The following is a 13,443-nucleotide window of genomic DNA, read 5'->3' as shown; positions in this document are numbered from 1 at the left end:
GGGACTAATGGGGTCAGAGTGAAAACTCTGACCCCCGGCATCTAAGGGGTCAGAGCTTCCGCTCTGACCCCATTTATTCTTTAGCCCGGATTACCGTAACTCATCAACCGCTGATAACGCCTCTCCAACAGGCCATCAATCGGCTCCTGCGCAAGGCGGTCCAGCTGCTCTACCAGCTTTTCCTTAACCCGCTCGGCCATCAGGTCCGGGTCGCGGTGTGCGCCGCCCAACGGTTCAGGAATGGTTTCATCCACGATACCCAGCTCTTCCAGCACGCTGGAAGTCACACCCATGGCTTCGGCTGCCAGCGGCGCCTTCTCCACAGTCTTCCAGATGATGTTGGCGCAGCCTTCCGGGGAAATCACAAAGTAGGTGGAGTACTGCAGCATATTCAGCTGGTCACCGACACCGATTGCCAGCGCACCACCGGATGAGCCCTCACCAATCACCGTGCAGATAATCGGAGTGCGCAGGCGCGACATCACCGCCAGGTTCTGCGCGATCGCTTCGGAGATACCGCGCTCCTCACTATCAATACCCGGGTAGGCGCCGGGGGTGTCGATAAACGTAAGCACCGGCAGCTTGAAACGCTCTGCCATATTGAACATGCGCAGTGCCTTGCGGTAGCCCTCCGGCTTCGGCATACCGAAGTTGCGGCTGACTTTCTCAGAGACGCTACGGCCCTTCTCCTCGCCCACCACCATCACCGGACGGCCGTCGATACGGGCAATGCCCGCAATAATCGCCTTGTCGTCTCCGAAAGCGCGGTCGCCGTGCAGCTCATCCCAGTCGGTGAAGATGCGCTGGATGTAATCCAGGCTGTAGGGGCGCTGCGGATGGCGTGCCACCTGTACCGTCTGCCACGGGGTCAGGTCGGCGTAGATGGATTCCGTCAGCTTGGTGCTCTTTTCCCGCAGGCGAGTGATTTCCTCGGCGATATTCAGTTCGTTGTCATCGCTGACCAGCTGAAGCTCCTGGATCTTGCTCTCCAGTTCGGCAATCGGCTGTTCAAATTCGAGAAAATTGAGATTCATTCAGGCCACCTGTTCGTTCCCGCCCGGCCGCAAAGCAACCGGGCAAAGACAAATTCTTGCAAAATATCGATAAATTGTAGTCAACGTCGCCAAACATCGACCAAATCTACGCTCTAGCACCAGACCAATTATGGCGGCATACCTTACTGTAAGGGAACCGGACAGTCGATCCGCTAGCGGAACTTTTTGTGACCAGAACCGTACTCCAGAGTCACGCTCTTGCGCCCGATCAGGTCTCGCAGGCTCTGTACCAGCTGATCGCTGGGCTCTACCTGCCAGTCCCGGCCGAGGCGGAAAGTACCCTTTGCCTGAGGTAATGCCACCTCCACGCTGACCGGGCAATTGCCACCGGCGAAAGGCCGGAAGCATTCCGCCATTCGCTCCACCAGGTTGGTAGGGGCGCTCTCGACGTCCAGGCGAATATGTACCCCACTGACCTTGCCCTGGCGCAGCTCGTCCAGACTGGATACCTGGTTGGCGCTCATTTTCAGGCCGCCGCTGTATTCATCGTGCGAAACCGGCCCTTCCAGTACCAGCAGCGCATCCATCTCCAGCTTGTCGCGGAACTGGTTGAAGGCCTCGCTGAACAGCGCCGCTTCAATGCGACCGGTCCTGTCATCCAGGGTCACAATCGCCATGGTGTCACCGCGCTTGGTCTTCATGACCCGCTTGCCCACCACCAGCCCCGCTACGGACTGGGACTCGCGATCAGCCTTGAGGTTGACGATACGCGATTTCACCAGGTGCTTGAGTTCGGACTCGTACTCGTCGATCGGGTGCCCGGTGAGGTACAGACCCAGCGTGGTCTTCTCACCCTCGAGGCGCTCGCGGATGGTCCAGTGTCGAGTTTTGGCGAAGTCGGAATATACATCCCCGCCATTCTGGGACGAAGGCACAACTTCACCGAACAGGTCCATCATGCCGGCACTGGCGTTTTTGGCCTGTTGATCGGCCGCTTTGACCGCCTCCTCCATGGCACCGAACATGACCGCCCGGGTGTAGTTCAGTTCGCCCTCTTCACAGTGCGGACCAATGGAGTCCAGCGCGCCAGATTTGATCAGGGCTTCCAGCGCACGCTTGTTCACCTTGCGCGGATCAACCCGTGCACAGAAATCAAACAGATCCTTGAATGGACCACCTTCCTGGCGCGCGGCAATAATGCTCTCCACCGGACCCTCACCCAGGCCCTTGATGGCGCCCAGGCCATAGATGATGCGCTGGTCCGGGTCCACGCTGAACTGGAACTCGCCCAGGTTCACATCCGGCGGCACCAGAGTCAGGCCCATGGCCCGGCACTCTTCAATGAACGTCACGACCTTGTCGGTCTTGTCCATATCCGAACTCATGGTGGCCGCCATGAACTGCGCCGGGTAGTGCGCCTTGAGCCACGCCGTCTGGTAGGAGACCAGTGCATAGGCAGCGGAGTGCGACTTGTTGAAGCCGTAACCCGCGAACTTTTCCACCAGGTCGAAAATCTTGATCGCCAGGTCCGGATCTACGCCCTGGTCTTTCGCGCCCTCTTCAAATGTGGCGCGCTGCTTGGCCATTTCCTCGGGCTTCTTCTTACCCATAGCCCGGCGCAGCATATCCGCGCCGCCGAGGGTGTAACCCGCCAATTCCTGCGCAATCTGCATGACCTGCTCCTGGTAGACGATTACGCCGTAGGTCGGCTCCAGGATCGGCTTGAGCTTGTCGTGCTGGTACTTGGCATCCGGATAGGCCACCTGCGCGCGGCCGTGCTTACGGTTGATGAAGTCGTCCACCATGCCCGACTGCAACGGGCCCGGTCGGAACAGTGCCACCAGTGCAATCATGTCCTCGAGGTTGTCCGGCTGCAGGCGCTTGATCAGGTCCTTCATACCGCGGGATTCCAACTGGAATACCGCGGTGGTTTCGGCCCGCTTGATCAGTTTAAAAGTTTCGAGGTCATCGAGCGGCAGCGCCTCGATCACGAGCGGCTCCTGGCCCTCGCGCGCGCGCTGCTCGTCCACCATCTTCTTGGCCCAGTCAATGATGGTCAGGGTGCGCAGGCCGAGGAAGTCGAACTTCACCAGGCCTGCGTCTTCCACGTCGTTTTTGTCGAACTGGGTTACCAGGCCTCCGCCGCTCTCGTCACAGTAGAGCGGCGCAAAGTCGGTCAACTTGGTAGGGGCGATCACCACACCACCAGCGTGCTTGCCCACGTTCCTGGCGATGCCTTCCAGCTGCAGCGCCATCTCCCAGATTTCCTGGCCTTCCTCATCGGAATCGAGGAACTCACGCAGGATCTCTTCCTGCTCAAATGCCTTCTCCAGGGTCATGCCCGGATCGGCCGGAATCATCTTGGAGAGCTTGTCGGCGAGGCCGTAGGATTTGCCCTGTACCCGCGCCACGTCACGGACTACCGCTTTCGCGGCCATGGTACCGAACGTGATGATCTGGCTGACCGCATCGCGGCCGTAGTTATCGGCCACATAGCTGATCACCTGGTCGCGGTTTTCCATGCAGAAGTCGACGTCGAAGTCGGGCATGGAAACCCGTTCCGGGTTCAGGAATCGCTCGAACAGTAGATCGTATTCCAGCGGGTCCAGGTCGGTAATCTTGAGTACATAGGCCACCAGCGAGCCGGCACCGGAACCACGGCCCGGCCCTACCGGGATATCGTGGTCCTTGGCCCACTGGATAAAGTCCATCACGATCAGGAAGTATCCCGGGAACCCCATCTGGATGATGATATCCAGCTCAAAGCGCAACCTGTCCAGATAGGGCTGCTTCTTCGCGGCATAGTCCGGATCGTTCTTGTCGAGAATAAATTGCAGGCGGTCTTCGAGGCCTTCGAAACTGATCTTCTCGAAAAACTCGTTTTCGGTCATGCCTTCCGGAATCGGGAATTCCGGCAGGAAGTATTTGCCCAGCTGGATGGGGGCGGAACAGCGCCGGGCAATCTCGACAGTATTCTGCAACGCGTCCGGAATATCGGCGAACAGCTCCGCCATTTGTTCCGGTGTGCGCAGGTACTGCTGCGGCGAATATTTCTTTTCCCGGCGCGGGTCGTCAAGGGCGCGGCCATCGTGAATACAAACCCGCACCTCGTGCGCATCGAACTCTTTCTCATCGAGGAAGCACACATCGTTGGTCGCCACCAACGGCAGGCCCAGCTTGTCCGCCAGCGCCACCGCGCCGTGCACGTAATCGTCATCGCCGGCGCGGCCGGTGCGCTGCACCTCGACGTAGAAACGATCCGGGAACATCTCGCTCCACTGGCGGGCGATCTGCTCCGCCTGCTCGGTGCGCCCGCCGGTCAGTGCGCGGCCGACATCACCGGACTTGCCACCAGAAAGTGCCAGTACGCCCTCGGCATACTGCGGCAACCATGCGCGGCGGATATAGGCCTGCCCCAGGTGCTGGCCCTCCATCCAAGCCTTGGAAATCAGCTCGGTGATATTGCGGTAACCCTGCTTGTCCATCGCGTATAGCGTGATCAGGGTGGGCGCGTCCTCGGGATCATCCATCACCCAGAAGTCCGCCGCCGTAATCGGCTTGATACCGGCGCCCATACAGCCGCGGTAAAACTTGATCTGCGCGTAAAAATTGGTGCGATCACAGATGGCCAGCGCCGGCATGCCCAACTCGGCAGCGCGCTTGATCAGCGGCTTGATACGGACAATGCCGTCGACCAGGGAAAATTCAGAGTGGACTCGCAGGTGTACGAAGGGTTGCGTCATAAAATTTAATAGTTCTTATTGGCTCATCGCCCTTGCGGTGCGCCTGTTGCGTACTGCGGGCGCGCCTTACATTTCATTCAATTAATTGAGCTTCAGCCGGTTACCAGACCCGCCCCATCGCCCGCGCGCGCTCGTTACACGCAATCAGGACTTCGCGCCGCTCATCGTTATGCATACGGCCCCAGCGGCTGATTTCATGACCGGTGCGAAAGCAGCCCTCGCAGATATCCTCTTCATTCAGCGCGCACACTGAAATGCACGGGGATTTCACCGGTTTTTCCCGGCTTACGGTTACTACCGCCGGGTCAATGGTCTTTACCGTTTTATCGACTACAGACATAACTCTTAATAGGAAAATTCTTCTACCGGCTTCAGCTGTTCCGAAAACCGCTGGCCGTTGGCTACATAAATATCGGCGCTGGCCTTGAGCAACTCGAACGTCGACTCGTCCAGCTGGCGGATCACTTTGCCGGGACTGCCGACGACCAGCGAATAGTCCGGGATCTCCATGCCTTCCTTCACCAGTGCATTGGCACCGATGATGCAGCACTTGCCAATCTTCGCACCGTTGAGCACCACCGCATTGATACCCACCAGCGAGTAATCACCAACCGTGCAGCCATGCAACATGGCCTTGTGCCCGACGGTAACCCCCTGCCCCAGTGTCAGCGGCACACCCGGGTCCGTGTGCAGCACGGCTCCGTCCTGGACATTGCTGTCCTTACCGATGGTGATCGGGTCATTGTCGCCGCGGATCACGGCATTGAACCAGACACTGACGTTCTCGCCGAGCACCACATTGCCCATCACATGGCAGCCGGGGGCAAAATAGTGCCCGCTCCCGTCCAGCACTGGTTGTTTTTCGCCCAACTGGTAAAGCATTCGACACTCCATATCTGGCTGGTTTTCAGTACCCGGTGTGGGCCACTCCAGACACGCATCGAGCCCATCTCTGGGAGCTCGACTGCGCACGCCGAGGCGTCGGATCGCCATGTACGCAGACGGTCTGTCATGGCCCACGCCGGGCACGCTCAATATCTGAAACAACGGGCATTATCCCGCGCGGGGGCAGTCAGAGCAATTCGGGTTGGGAGATAAACGCAGCCCCTTCGAGACCGAGCAGTTTTGCCTTCAGTTCGAGGCCCCCGGCATAGCCGGTCAGGCTGCCGTCGCTGCCGATCACCCGGTGACACGGGATCATCACCGCAACCGGGTTGGCACCATTGGCCCTCGCTACCGCCCGCACCGCGCGGGGGTTACCGATTGCCTCCGCGAGCTGGGCGTAATTCCAGGTCTGGCCATACGGAATCTGCCGCAGCTGTGCCCAGACGCTACGCTGGAATTCGGTACCTGCCGGGTTCAGCGGTACCTGAAAGTCACGGCGGATACCCTCCAGGTACTCGTTCAGCTCAACCGCCGCCCGCTGCAGTATCGGTGTCTGCTGCTCGACCCAGTCCTGCGCCGGCGCCAGCGGACACTTTCCAGCCTGGAAGCTGAGCGCGGTCACGCCCTTGTCATCCGCGGCTATGGCCACTTCCCCAAAGCCGGTTTTATAAATCCCGTAACTCGTTGTCATCTATCGCCTTCCTGTATTCAACCCATGACATCAATCCGGCCATCATCATTCACTACCCAGGCTCTGCCAACACAGCAGTGCGCCGTAAGCCCGCCAGGGCCGCCACGCCTCGGCGCGCGCCAGCGCACGGGCGGGCGTGGTCTTCACCCACTCACCATTGTGCCGCCCGCCCAGCGCCTTGAGGATGCCCAGGTCTGATGCCGGAAACGCATCCGGCATGCTGAGACCGCGCATGGCCGTATACTGGGCCGTCCATTCACCAATGCCCGGCAGCTCTACCATTTGCGCGCACCATTGCTCCAGATTGGTCTGTTGAAAATCAACGCGCCCGTCATTCGCGGCACGGACAAACTCTCGCAACGTTTCCGCGCGCTTGCGCGTCAGCCCCAGCCCCTCAAAGGATTCATCGGCAAGCTCGCCAGCAGACGGGAATGCATGCATCACGCTGCCATCCGTCAGCTCGAACTTGTTGCCACAACGGGCAACGATACGCCCCGCGATCGTGGTTGCCGCCTTGACAGAGATCTGCTGGCCGAGAATTGCGCGCAGCGCGTATTCGAACGGGTCCCAGGCGCCCGGCAGGCGTATACCGGGATTGCTCGCCAGCTCTGCGGCCAGCAGCGGGTCGTGTTCCAGATCACGCTGGATCTCCGTCACATTGGCGTCCAGGTCGAAAATCCGGCGCAAGCGCTGGCGCACCGCAAACAGAACTGCGCTGCTGCGCACTCCCCTTCCCTGTGGCAACAACTCAAATTCCGCCCTCAGGCGGTGCTTATCGGGTTCATCGGTGACGGTCACAACACCACATTGCCCGTCCAGACAGAAGCTGCGCCGGTAGCTACAGTCACTCACCTGCTCCACCCCGGCCATCGCCCGCAAGCGGAAAAACGACAGCACTCTCTGCCAGTCAAACGGGGGCCGGTAATCCAGGGAAAGCGCGAGCGGCGCAGCTGCCTGGCGCGCCGCGGCACCACGCCGCACTTCTGTCGGGGTCTGTTGGTAAACCTCCCGGAACACATCGTTAAAGCGCCGAATACTGTTGAACCCCGCCTCGTAGGCAACCTGCGCCACCGGCAAGCCGGTATCCCGCAGCAGGCTGAATGCAAATAGCGCACGCTCGGCCTGCCAGATCTTGAGCGGGTTCAGCCCGAGGCGCTCTCTGAACAGCTTGCGCAGGTAACGACTGCTCACACCCAGACGCGTCGACAAATGTTCAATGGAATGCGGCCCCAGCTCCGAGCGCATGATGCCAAGCGCGCGCTGCAGCGTGGTATCTACCAACCGCCAGGCGGGACTGCCGGGGGCCGCATCGGGCCTGCAGCGCAGGCAGGGCCGGTAGCCGGCAGCAATCGCTTCGACTGCTGACTCGTAATAAGTCACATTCTCCTCTTTTGGCGGGCGTGCAGGGCAAATCGGCCGGCAGAAGATGCCGGTAGTGCGCACTGCCGTGTAAAAGCTGCCGTCAAAGCGCGGGTCCCGCGCCAGCCGGGCACGGGCATACACCGCAGGGTCATGAGTCGAATGCCGGGATTCACTGTTCATGCAGTCAGTCTAAGCGCGCCACGCCACGCACACTAGCCATTTTCGGAACTGAATGTATCTGCCAGACCGGTTACCACCGGTCATTCCACAAAAGTGAATCTAGTATTTAAGAGGAGTTTCACGCCAAAGGAGGCAAGCCGTGAGCGCTAACACACACAAGAAGACCCTATCAGCGTTTGAGCGGGCCGCGCGATCATTCGGCCGGCAGCCTCAGGGAATTTACGCCGTACCGGAATCCGATGAGGGACGCAGGCACGATTTCCCCTCCACGCGACATCCGGTAGCCGAAACATCCCGGTACACCGGGCCAGGCCAACAGGGCAACCGCAAGCCGCAGAGTTCCGATCACCATCGCGCAAACCGTCACCGGTAACCCGGACTCACAGCAACCGAAAACGACGGGCTGCGCTGAATAGCAAGCGCAGTCGCCCTGAACGTTCTGAATCCTGCTTTTATCGAATCCGGGAGACTACCCAATGAATGACCAACACCCCAGTGGCCCTGTCAATGAAGCTGATGCACCACTCTCTTTCGGCAACATCGGCAGAAACTGGGGCTGGTTGCTTGCCCTGGGTGTCATCTATGTACTGCTCGGCACCATCGGCCTCGGTATGAGTGCCGCCGTCACCATCGGCACCATGCTGATGTTCGGCATCCTGCTGTTGGTCGGCGGCGGCTTCCAGTTTGTCTACATGTTCCGGGAGTCCACCTGGAAAAATCGTTTACTGCACCTGCTCACCGCGGCGCTATATATCGCTGGCGGCCTCGGGCTGCTCAGCAACCCGCAGGCGGGATCCATGGTGCTAACACTGCTGCTTGGTAGTGTGATTGCGGCCGCGGGCGTGCTGCGCATCATTGCCGGCATACAGTGGAAAGCTGCCGGTGCACGTGCCTGGGTCATTGTCTCCGGGATCATCTCGCTGATCCTCGGGATCATGATCCTGATGAAGTGGCCGGAAAGCAGCCTGTGGGTGATCGGCATGTTTGTTGCGATCGAACTGATCGTACAGGGATGGACCTATGTCTTCGTCGCCGCAGCGGCGCGCAAATTCAACAAAGCCAACGGCTGATATAATGGGGTCAGAGTATTACTCTGACCCCAGTGTTGACCCCAGCATTGCTTCGGGAACAAACCCGACGGTAATGTGGTTCGGAAAACGCCCCACCGGTATGCGCTTTATTTCGCGCTGGCTCGCAACCTCAACCACGGAAACATCGTTACTGCGGCTGTTAGCCAGCAGGCACAGGCCGTCGGCAGCCGCATACGCGGCCCAGCCGGGAGCATCACCAACCGCAACGGTTCCCCGCAACTTGAGCGCCGGAACCTCAACCAACGCAGCATAATCCGAAGCGCGCCCTGCAGCGCAGAGCAGGCGCCCGTCGCCGGACAGCGCGAGACCGTGATGCGGCGCCTCGAAATCCCAGTCTGCTTCCGTCACGCCCGGCTTCACTGGCAGCTGGATATGGCCGGCACGCTGATGTGATACCAGGTGCACCGCAACCAGGCCGTGAAGCGCGGAAAGCTGCGCATAGAGCATGCGCCCGTCGGGTGCGACCTGAAAAGGACGAACCCCCGACTCAAACCGGTAGATCATCTCGGGCTTCAGGCTGCCGGAATCCACCACTGCAATCTGGTAGGCATCCCTGTCTTCTGTGCGCTCAGAAGCCTGCTTCTGCATATCCCCGAGGCTTGCGACAAATACCTTGCTGTCGTCCGCCGAAACCTGGATAGCAAAGGGCCACTGCCCGGCGCGAATCGCACCCGCGCGTTCACCATTGCTGCTATCCAGCACCTCAACACGGTTATCCCCACGGATAGTGGCGGCGATATACAGGTGTTGCCCATCGACAGACAGCGCCATCGGACCTGCGAACAGCCCTGCTACCGGTGTGCGCCAGAGGACTTCGCCCGTGACAATATCCAGCGCCACGACGTCACCGAGGTGCCCACGGGACACAAATAGCACACGGCCATCGCGAGAAAGGTCTGTATCCTGTACGAAATTGGGGCCCGCACGCCGCTCAAGGAAGGGCTGGGCAACCCACTGCACGATATCCCGGAACGGACCGACCCGCTTTCCATCCGGTATCACGTCGACAGTGGTCAGGACCTGTTTGCTGGCTAAATCCAGCAGGCTGACGGTGCCATCGGCAGCATTCGCAACGAATGCCACCTCCCGCAAGGGCCCCTCTGCTGCACGGGAAGAATCGCGCGGACCACTGCCGTAGCCAGCTTCGCGCCAGCTGATCCCGCCGACCAGGCCCGACAGCAGCATCAGGCCGAAAACGAGGAAGATATGTACCGGAAATTTCATTACAGAGAACCGGTATTGAAAAGGCTATTAATTCAGTTTGGCTCAGCCCGCCACACTGTCCAGCGCCACCTGAATCATCTCGCGCAGGGACGTCTGCCGGTCTTCGCTGGAAAGCGCCTCACCCCGGCGGATGTGATCTGAAACCGTGCAGATCGCCAAGGCCTTAGCACCGAATTCCGCTGCCACGCCATAGAGACCTGCGGCCTCCATTTCGACGCCGAGCACATTCAGTTTTTCCATCAGGTCGAACATTTCCGGTTCCGGCGTGTAGAACAGGTCGGCGGAATAGATATTGCCCACCTGCAAATTCACGCCGAGCTTGCGCCCGGATGCCACGGCCTTTTCCAGCAAGCCAAAATCCGCGATCGCAGCAAAATCGTAACCGCGAAAACGCATGCGGTTGACGTTGGAATCTGTGCAGGCGCCCATACCAATCACCACATCGCGCAGCTTGATATCCTTGCCTACCGCACCGCAGCTGCCGACACGGATGATATTTTCCACTCCGTATTCAGTGATCAGTTCTTTCGCATAGATGGACGCAGACGGTATCCCCATGCCAGAACCCATTACAGAAACCGGCTTGCCATTGTAGGTACCGGTAAATCCGAGCATGCCACGTACATCCGTAACCTGAACGGCATCCTGCAGGAATTCCTCGGCAATGAATTTTGCCCGCAAAGGATCGCCGGGCATCAGTACGGTCTTGGCAAAATCACCAGCTTTGGCATTAATGTGAATGGACATATGTTCTCCATGGCTACCCTTGCTGTCGCAAAGAGGCCTGTCTAAAACGGGTATTTATAAAAAACTGCGCCCGAAACCGAGCGGTGCAATCCCGAAGTGGCTGGCAAGTGACTGGCCGATATCAGCAAAGGTCTCGCGCGCGCCGACGGAGCCCGGCTTGACGCCCTTTCCATAAACCAGTACTGGAATGTGCTCACGCGTATGGTCACTACCCGGCCAGGTGGGATCACAACCATGGTCTGCTGAAATTACCAGCACGTCGCCTTCCTGCATCTTATCCAGCAACTCGGGCAGACGACGGTCGAACCACTCCAGGGCATTTGCATATCCGGCCACGTTACGGCGGTGGCCAAACTCCGCATCAAAATCGACAAAATTGGTAAATACCAGGCTCCTGTCGCCGCCCTCATCCATCGCAGTGAGTGTGGCATCAAACAGGTTGTCGAGCCCGCTGGCCTTGATTTTGCGGCTGATGCCCTGGGCGGCAAAGATATCGGAGATCTTGCCTACCGCAAGCACCTCACCACAAGACTCGATCAGTTTGTCCAGCAGGGTTGGCGCCGGCGGCCTGACGGAAAAATCACGTCGGTTGCCGGTGCGCTTGAAGTCCGCGGCACATTTACCAACAAAAGGCCGGGCGATCACCCGGCAGATATTGTAGTCCTCGAGCAGTTCATACGCGGTTTCGCAAACCGCCATCAGCTTATCGAGGCCGAAAGATTCCTCATGGCAGGCTATCTGGAAAACGCTGTCGGCAGAGGTATATACGATGGGCTTGCCAGTGCGCATGTGTTCCTCGCCGAGACGGGCGATAATCTCCGTACCGGAGGCGTGGCAGTTGCCAAGTACCCCGGGCAGATCACACTTTTCCACCAGCGCTTGCAGCAGCTCCGGCGGAAAACTGTTTTCCTTATCTGTGAAATAACCCCAGTCGAATTGCACCGGCACACCCGCCATTTCCCAGTGCCCGCTGGAGGTATCCTTACCGCTACTCAATTCTTCAGCGTAGCCGTAGGCGCCTACAATCTGCGCGCCCGCATCGGAACCTGCCGGAAAGTGGCCCGTGCTTTCCCGGGCCGCATGCATCAATCCGAGGCGTGTCAGGTTGGGCAGGTCAAGTGCGCCGTTTTTACGCTCGGGCAGGTTCCCCTCGGCACAGGCACGGGCGATATGCCCGAGTGTATCCGCGCCGGCATCACCAAAGCGCGCAGCATCCTTCGTCGCGCCGATGCCGAATGAGTCCAGTACCAGCAAGATTGCACGTTTCATAAAACTTTCGACAGAACCTCTAAAAGTCTTAACTCAGGGAAAGGAATAAGCCGGCCAATACAGCACTCATCAGGTTCGACAGGGTTCCGGCGATCACCGCCCTAATACCCATGCGCGCGATATCATGCCGGCGGCTTGGTGCCAGACCGCCGAGGCCGCCAAGCAACATGGCAATGGAAGAAAGATTGGCGAACCCGCAGAGCGCAAAGGTTGCGATGATCTGTGCATGTTCGGACATGCTGTCCTTCATCTTGATGAATTCGACATAGGCCACGAATTCATTCAGCACAATTTTCTGGCCGATCAGGCTACCGGTCTGCATTGCTTCCGACCACGGTGTACCCATCAGGAATGCCAGTGGCGCAAATACATAACCGAGAATACGCTCCAGGGTAATGCCCTCGACGTCAAACAGGCCTGCAACCCAGCCGATCATGCCATTGAGCAAAGCGATAAGGGCGATAAACGCCACCAGCATGGCACCGATATTCATCGCCAGCTGCATGCCGGTCAGTGCGCCACTCGCCGCGGCATCAATGGCATTACTGGGCTTGTCGGTCTCGTCGAACGCAATGTGCTCATCGATCGGCACCGGGGTATCCGTTTCCGGCATCATGATCTTCGCCATCAACAGGCCGCCCGGTGCTGCCATAAAACTGGCAGCGATCAGGTACTTGAGGTCCACCCCCATGGCCGCATAGCCGGCCATCACCGCGCCAGCAATAGAAGCGAGGCCACCGGTCATCACCGCAAACAGTTCGGAATTGGTCATGCGCTCGATGTAAGGCCTGACTACAAGCGGCGCTTCCGTCTGGCCAACAAAGATATTGGCCGTGGCGGACAGGGATTCCGGCTGGCTGGTACCCAGCGCGCGCTTGATCAGGCCGCCGAGGAAACCGACCACCCTCTGCATGATGCCGAAGTAATACAGGATCGACATCAGTGCGGACAGGAATACCACTACCGGCAGCACCTTGATAGCGAAGACAAAGCCCAGCGGCCCCGCTGGATCTGGCATGACGTTGCCAAACAGGAACTCGATACCGGTGTTGGCATAATCGATGACATGCTGGACAGCGCCTGCAGCCGCGGCCAAACCGTCCCGCCCCATCGGGAAATACAGCACCAGTGCGGCAAAGCTGGCCTGGATCGCAAACGCACCCAGTACCGTACGCAGGTTGATGGCGCGGCGATTGCTCGACAAGGCAACGGCGATCCCCAGTAGAACAATAATGCCCAGGATACTGATCAAAGTG

The 13,443-nt window shown here is 59.2% G+C and carries 11 protein-coding genes; 1 reads left to right on the top strand and 10 read right to left on the bottom strand.

Features of this window, described 5'->3' with window-relative positions; genetic code table 11:
• Positions 1-80 precede the first annotated feature (80 nt).
• From accA to QSJ80_RS06035, 6 genes are all read right to left on the bottom strand, one after another.
• Positions 81-1,034, bottom strand: coding sequence for an acetyl-CoA carboxylase carboxyl transferase subunit alpha (gene accA, locus QSJ80_RS06060; RefSeq protein ID WP_285763504.1), 954 nt, complete (start codon positions 1,032-1,034; stop codon positions 81-83).
• Positions 1,035-1,207: 173 nt separating this feature from the next.
• The gene (gene dnaE, locus QSJ80_RS06055) at positions 1,208-4,738 is read right to left on the bottom strand and encodes a DNA polymerase III subunit alpha (protein ID WP_285763502.1); all 3,531 of its coding nucleotides are present in this window, start codon (positions 4,736-4,738) and stop codon (positions 1,208-1,210) included.
• 100 nt (positions 4,739-4,838) lie between these two features.
• Positions 4,839-5,078, bottom strand: coding sequence for a DUF1289 domain-containing protein (locus QSJ80_RS06050; protein ID WP_352176181.1), 240 nt, complete (start codon positions 5,076-5,078; stop codon positions 4,839-4,841).
• A gap of 5 nt (positions 5,079-5,083) precedes the next feature.
• Entirely contained in the window at positions 5,084-5,620 is a 537-nt protein-coding gene (locus QSJ80_RS06045) for a gamma carbonic anhydrase family protein (RefSeq protein WP_285763500.1), read from the bottom strand.
• Positions 5,621-5,810: 190 nt separating this feature from the next.
• A complete protein-coding gene (locus QSJ80_RS06040) occupies positions 5,811-6,314 on the bottom strand; it encodes a methylated-DNA--[protein]-cysteine S-methyltransferase (protein WP_285763499.1) in 504 nt (167 codons plus the stop codon).
• Between the two features lie 45 nt (positions 6,315-6,359).
• Entirely contained in the window at positions 6,360-7,856 is a 1,497-nt protein-coding gene (locus QSJ80_RS06035) for a DNA-3-methyladenine glycosylase 2 (protein WP_285763498.1), read from the bottom strand.
• A 476-nt stretch (positions 7,857-8,332) separates the two neighbouring features.
• Between QSJ80_RS06035 and QSJ80_RS06030 the strand changes: the two genes are divergently transcribed.
• Positions 8,333-8,926 carry an HdeD family acid-resistance protein gene (locus QSJ80_RS06030; protein WP_285763496.1) on the top strand — a complete coding sequence of 198 codons (594 nt, stop codon included), beginning with the start codon at positions 8,333-8,335 and terminating at the stop codon, positions 8,924-8,926.
• An 18-nt stretch (positions 8,927-8,944) separates the two neighbouring features.
• Here the strand turns inward: QSJ80_RS06030 and QSJ80_RS06025 are convergent, their stop codons facing one another.
• The 4 genes from QSJ80_RS06025 to QSJ80_RS06010 are packed head-to-tail and all read right to left on the bottom strand — an operon-like array spanning position 8,945 to position 13,439.
• Positions 8,945-10,171: an outer membrane protein assembly factor BamB family protein gene (locus QSJ80_RS06025; RefSeq protein WP_285763494.1), complete on the bottom strand. Its 1,227-nt coding sequence runs from the start codon at positions 10,169-10,171 to the stop codon at positions 8,945-8,947.
• 42 nt (positions 10,172-10,213) lie between these two features.
• On the bottom strand, positions 10,214-10,918 hold the full coding sequence (gene deoD, locus QSJ80_RS06020; RefSeq protein WP_285763492.1) for a purine-nucleoside phosphorylase: 705 nt from the start codon (positions 10,916-10,918) through the stop codon (positions 10,214-10,216).
• A 54-nt stretch (positions 10,919-10,972) separates the two neighbouring features.
• On the bottom strand, positions 10,973-12,187 hold the full coding sequence (locus tag QSJ80_RS06015; RefSeq protein WP_285763490.1) for a phosphopentomutase: 1,215 nt from the start codon (positions 12,185-12,187) through the stop codon (positions 10,973-10,975).
• Between the two features lie 28 nt (positions 12,188-12,215).
• Positions 12,216-13,439 carry a NupC/NupG family nucleoside CNT transporter gene (locus QSJ80_RS06010; protein WP_285763489.1) on the bottom strand — a complete coding sequence of 408 codons (1,224 nt, stop codon included), beginning with the start codon at positions 13,437-13,439 and terminating at the stop codon, positions 12,216-12,218.
• Between the last annotated feature and the right edge of the window lie 4 nt (positions 13,440-13,443).

The organism is Biformimicrobium ophioploci (genome assembly GCF_030270605.1).
Classification (GTDB): domain Bacteria; phylum Pseudomonadota; class Gammaproteobacteria; order Pseudomonadales; family Cellvibrionaceae; genus Biformimicrobium; species Biformimicrobium ophioploci.
Note: the sequence above shows the minus strand (reverse complement) of the source record. Positions and strands in the feature narration are given on the sequence as shown.

What these genes read in the sequence shown, in the direction of transcription:
- accA (WP_285763504.1), bottom strand. Translation starts at nt 1,034, where the DNA reads ATGAATCTCAATTTTCTCGAATTTGAACAGCCGATTGCCGAACTGGAG.
- dnaE (WP_285763502.1), bottom strand. Translation starts at nt 4,738, where the DNA reads ATGACGCAACCCTTCGTACACCTGCGAGTCCACTCTGAATTTTCCCTG.
- QSJ80_RS06050 (WP_352176181.1), bottom strand. Translation starts at nt 5,078, where the DNA reads ATGTCTGTAGTCGATAAAACGGTAAAGACCATTGACCCGGCGGTAGTA.
- QSJ80_RS06045 (WP_285763500.1), bottom strand. Translation starts at nt 5,620, where the DNA reads ATGCTTTACCAGTTGGGCGAAAAACAACCAGTGCTGGACGGGAGCGGG.
- QSJ80_RS06040 (WP_285763499.1), bottom strand. Translation starts at nt 6,314, where the DNA reads ATGACAACGAGTTACGGGATTTATAAAACCGGCTTTGGGGAAGTGGCC.
- QSJ80_RS06035 (WP_285763498.1), bottom strand. Translation starts at nt 7,856, where the DNA reads ATGAACAGTGAATCCCGGCATTCGACTCATGACCCTGCGGTGTATGCC.
- QSJ80_RS06030 (WP_285763496.1), top strand. Translation starts at nt 8,333, where the DNA reads ATGAATGACCAACACCCCAGTGGCCCTGTCAATGAAGCTGATGCACCA.
- QSJ80_RS06025 (WP_285763494.1), bottom strand. Translation starts at nt 10,171, where the DNA reads ATGAAATTTCCGGTACATATCTTCCTCGTTTTCGGCCTGATGCTGCTG.
- deoD (WP_285763492.1), bottom strand. Translation starts at nt 10,918, where the DNA reads ATGTCCATTCACATTAATGCCAAAGCTGGTGATTTTGCCAAGACCGTA.
- QSJ80_RS06015 (WP_285763490.1), bottom strand. Translation starts at nt 12,187, where the DNA reads ATGAAACGTGCAATCTTGCTGGTACTGGACTCATTCGGCATCGGCGCG.